This is a genomic window from Pseudomonas brassicae (assembly GCF_010671725.1).
Lineage (GTDB): Bacteria > Pseudomonadota > Gammaproteobacteria > Pseudomonadales > Pseudomonadaceae > Aquipseudomonas > Aquipseudomonas brassicae.
The window spans coordinates 1-3,738 of record NZ_JAAHBU010000384.1 but is presented as its reverse complement, the minus strand read 5'-3'; the positions used below and the strand labels follow the sequence as shown (position 1 = coordinate 3,738).

Below are 3,738 nucleotides of genomic sequence, written 5' to 3'. Positions count from 1 at the left end.
CCGGCCAGGGTCTCGGCCTGCTCCTGGGCCAGCCGTGCAGCGGGGGCCGCCGTCTGCTGCCACAACGCCTGCGCCTCGCGGTACGCCTGGGCGTGCGCCGGGTCGGCGAGCAACCAGCGCTTGAAATCTGCCCGTTCGGCACGTGCCGGCTGCTGGTTGATCTGGTTCAACCAGGCCAGTGCGGCGTGCTGCTGTTCGGCGGTCGGCTGGGCTGAAGCGTTCATCGCGGGGCATTCCCTGGCGTGCGGGGCACGGCCGGCGCAGCGTCGATACTCGCTTTGCAGGCCTCAAGGGCACGCATCATATGTTTTTCCACGGCGCTTTGGGACACACCCATGGCCTTGGCGATGTCGGCATAGGTGCGCCCGTGGATGCGGTTGAGCAAAAAAATCTGCTGGGTGCGCTCGGGCAGTGCACGCACGCGCCTCGATGCGGCGCAGGTCGCTGTCGACCTCCAGCGCGGCCTGCGGTTCGCTGGCATAGCTATCGTGCTGCGGCACGGCCAGGCCATCGTTGGCACGACCGCGCGCGCCCTCGCTACGCAGGTGATCGATGGCGATATTGCCGGCGCAGCGCAGCAGGTAGGTGTCCAGCGCCTCGACCTGCACCTGCGGGCGCCGCCAGAAGCGCAAAAACAGCTCCTGCACCAGGTCGGCGGCCGTGGCGCGGCAGCCCACGCGGCGGCTGACCAGGCTTTCCATGCGCGCACGCTGGGCCACGAACACCTGGACGAAACGGGCGCGCCCCGGCGCGTCGTCGGCATCCTGCGCGGGCAACTCGGGCGGGCTGCTCACCGTGTCAGACCAGCGCCGCCACAGGCGCCAGGACCAGGCTGGCAAGTGCCAGGCGCAGCAGCAGGCGCGGCTGATACGGCAACGCAAACACCCACACGCACAAGGCCGCCATCACTACGCCGCACAGCTCCACCAGGCCCATGGCCCAGCCGCTGTGGTGCATCGCCAGCGCCAACGCCACCGCAATCAGCGCCCAGCCGCCGATACGCAGGCCGCGCAGGCGCCGGGGGCTGGGCTTGTGCCCGAGCAGGTCGTGGTAATGACGCTCCATGGCCAGGCACAGGGCCGCCACGCCAGCAAAACTCAACAGCGCGATTGCCAGCAGCATCAGTGCACCTCGCTTTCGACAAGTGTCGCCGGCTTTGGCGCACGTGCGCCACGTTTGGGCGCAGCGACCGGGGCGCGCAACATTTTGTTGGCCGCCCAGGCAAAGAACACGCCGCAGCCCAGCGCCGTGAGGTCGAAACCGGCAATGATCCAGTCACCCTGCGCGATCGAGTGCACCAGACCAGTGCTGGTGGTGAGACCGTTGAGCAGCGGCAGGCCGGCATACAAGAGCGCAGCCAGCAGCAGTTGCTCGCCCCAGGCGCGTCGGCCGGGGCGCAGCATGGCATGCAGCAACGACAGCGCCCAGACCGCGAAGAAGCTGTTCACCTCCCAGTCGGCGCGCCCTTCAAGGCCGGCCGGCAGCAGGCGGTTGGCCCAGAAGAATGCCGCCACGGCCAGGATCAGGCCACTCATGCTGGCAATGTTGAGCACTTCGACCAGGCGCAGCTCGAACGGCTGCACGCCGCTCTTGGCATGTTTGAGCTGGCGCTTGCCCAGCCACATCACCAGGCCGGTGCCGATCACCGCCGTGCCGGCCAGGCCGAACACGAAGTACAGCCAGCGAAGCATGGGGCCGGCAAAATGCCCCATGTGCAGGCCGTACATGCCGGCGGCGATCACCACGGGCGTGCTCTGCGCGTTGGCGCTGTGCTGCGGCGTGCCTTGCACGCCATCGAACACCCAACCGGCGCCGCGGTTCTGCGCCACGCCCTCGCCGCGCGCGCACGAAGCGCACCCGTGCGTTGAGGTCACCGGGGTTCTGCACTTCGACCCAACTGATCTGGCTGCCGGGCGCCTGCGCGCGCACCTGTGCATACAGCCCTGCCAGCGAAGCCAAGGGGGCCGGCGTAGCGGCTGCGGCAACCGGTTCGGTCCGCGAGAACATGTCGTTGTAGTAGGCCTGGATGTCATCACCGTAGAGCGTGGTGATGCTCGCCGGCATCACCATCGCCATGAAGATCACCAGGCTGCTGTAGCTGATCATCAGGTGGAACGGCAGCACCAGCACGCCGATCGCGTTGTGGCCGTCGAGCCAGGAGCGCTGGCCCTTGCCGGGGCGGAAGGTGAAGAACTCCTTGAAGATCTTCTTGTGGGTAATGATGCCGGTCACCAGCCCCACCAGCATCATCAGCGCACAGAAGGTCGAGAGCCAGCGGCCCCATGGGTAGGGCATTTCGAGCTGGAAGTGAAAGCGGTAGAAGAAGTCGCCGCCGCGGCTGTCGCGCGCGTGCAGTTCGCGGCCGCTGGCCGGGTCCAGGACCTTCTCGGTGAAATCGCGACGGCCTGCGCCAGGCGCGCGCCAGCCCACCAGCAAGGTCGGGTCGCGGGCTTCGGGCAACTGGATGAACCAGCTCGCCGCCCCACCGGCATGCTGTTGCAGGTAGCCTTGGGCAAGGTTCAGGCTGGCACTGGTGTCGAGCGTGCGGTGGGGAATCTCCGGCTGGGCCCAGTGGCTGATTTCGCTTTTGAAATACGACAGCGTGCCGGTCAGGAAGATCGCGAACAGCAGCCAGCCGAAGATCAGCCCGGCCCAGGTGTGCAGCCAGGCCATGGCCTGACGGAATCCTTCTTTCATGGGGTTTGCATCCAGTAGGCCAGGCCGTTGATCAGGGCCAGCACGGCACTTGGCAGCAGCACGCCGAGCCAGGCTTGCCACGCACTGCGACAAGCGAAGCACCAGAGGATCGCCACCAGGTAGAACAGGAACGACAACATCATGCCGGTGACCACCGCATCGGCCTTGGGCATGGGCAGCAGCAGGGTGATGCACACGCTGCCCATGCTTGCCAGCAGGTACCCGCCGAGCAGTGCCGCGAGGCTACGCGAGGTCACGGCCAGGCGATAACTGAGGGGCAGCCCTGCGGCTTTGCTTTTCATGACAGCGGTCCAGTGCGAAGAGGGGCGTAATATTAATGATTAATATTCTCATAAGCAAAGTTTCTGCGGGTTGCCCGACGGCCCCACCGACAAAGTTCCCACACACCGCCAGTCACCCACCAATTGCCGAACCCACCGCAACGCCACTACAATGCGAACAATTCTTATTCTTTAGCGCACCCCTGGCGCCGGAGTAGTCACGGTGCCCAGCGCCCAGCCCGCCCCCACTTCGCTCGAAGGCCTCTACAGCGCCCACCACAACTGGCTGACCGGCTGGCTGCGACAGCGCCTGGGCTGCCCGCACAGCGCCGCCGACCTGGCCCAGGACACCTTCATGCGCCTGCTGCAGGCGCGCGAAACCCCAGCGCTCAACGAGCCCCGCGCCTTTCTCACCACCGTGGCCAAGCGCGTGCTGTTCAACCACTACCGCCGCCAGGACCTGGAGCGCGCCTATTACCAGGCCCTGGCACAACTGCCCGAAGCGCTCGCCCCCTCGGAAGAACACCGCGCGATCATCCTCGAAACACTGGTGGAGCTCGACCGCCTGCTCGATGGCCTGCCCGTCGCGGTCAAGCGCGCGTTCCTGCTGGCCCAGGTCGACGGCCTTGGCTACAGCGAAATCGCCCTCCAGTTGGGGATCTCCGTGGCCACGGTCAAGCGCCACCTGAACAAAGCAGCCCTGCGCTGCTATTTCGCCCTGTGAACACCCAGGCGTTCTCGCCCAAGGTCGCCGAACAGG

At 66.6% G+C, this 3,738-nt stretch carries 4 protein-coding genes and 2 pseudogenes; 1 reads left to right on the top strand and 5 read right to left on the bottom strand.

Annotated features, from left to right (window positions below; all coding sequences use genetic code 11):
- The 5 genes and pseudogenes from G3436_RS22285 to G3436_RS22265 all read right to left on the bottom strand — a co-directional run.
- Window positions 1-224: DUF4880 domain-containing protein (locus G3436_RS22285; protein WP_163949556.1), on the bottom strand; the 224-nt coding region annotated here is incomplete at its 3' end.
- A pseudogene (locus tag G3436_RS22280) lies at window positions 221-794 on the bottom strand (RNA polymerase sigma factor). The pseudogene G3436_RS22280 and the gene G3436_RS22285, both read right to left, overlap by 4 nt.
- A gap of 4 nt (window positions 795-798) precedes the next feature.
- Window positions 799-1,119: a DUF3325 domain-containing protein gene (locus G3436_RS22275; protein WP_163949558.1), complete on the bottom strand. Its 321-nt coding sequence runs from the start codon at window positions 1,117-1,119 to the stop codon at window positions 799-801.
- A 2-nt stretch (window positions 1,120-1,121) separates the two neighbouring features.
- Window positions 1,122-2,697 (bottom strand): annotated as a pseudogene (locus tag G3436_RS22270) (PepSY-associated TM helix domain-containing protein).
- Complete coding sequence (locus G3436_RS22265) at window positions 2,694-2,999, bottom strand: DUF3649 domain-containing protein (RefSeq protein WP_163949553.1); 306 nt, start codon at window positions 2,997-2,999, stop codon at window positions 2,694-2,696. Before G3436_RS22265 ends, G3436_RS22270 begins: the two are co-directional and overlap by 4 nt.
- A gap of 202 nt (window positions 3,000-3,201) precedes the next feature.
- On the opposite strand from G3436_RS22265, the gene G3436_RS22260 reads away from it, so the two are divergent.
- A complete protein-coding gene (locus G3436_RS22260) occupies window positions 3,202-3,702 on the top strand; it encodes a sigma-70 family RNA polymerase sigma factor (RefSeq protein ID WP_163949550.1) in 501 nt (166 codons plus the stop codon).
- Window positions 3,703-3,738 lie beyond the last annotated feature (36 nt).